This window comes from Micromonospora sp. DT178 (genome assembly GCF_049841695.1).
Lineage (GTDB): Bacteria > Actinomycetota > Actinomycetes > Mycobacteriales > Micromonosporaceae > Micromonospora.
Map to the genome: position 1 here is coordinate 1 of NZ_JBNCKV010000082.1, position 282 is coordinate 282.

The 282-nt window shown below is 68.4% G+C and carries 1 protein-coding gene; it reads left to right on the forward strand.

Annotated features, from left to right (window positions below; all coding sequences use genetic code 11):
- A partial coding sequence (locus ACLQ22_RS32050; RefSeq protein ID WP_425695611.1) for a condensation domain-containing protein occupies positions 1 to 282 on the forward strand: 282 nt, incomplete at both ends.

Here is a 282-nt window from a genome sequence, read left to right on the forward strand (position 1 = left end):
AGTCGTCGAAGCCGTCAACCCCACCCGCAACCTCGCCCACACCCCCCTCTTCCAGGTCATGTTCGCCTGGCAGAACAACGAGGACGTGGACCTGGACCTGCCCGGTGTCGAGGTGACCGCCCTGGCCAGCCCGTGGACCAGCGCCAAGTTCGACCTGACCCTCTCCCTGGCCGAGCACGACGGCCGCATCACGGGCAGCCTGGAGTACGCCACCGCCCTGTTCGACACCGCCACCGCCCAGCGGCACATCCGCTACCTGCGCCACGTCCTCACCCAACTCGT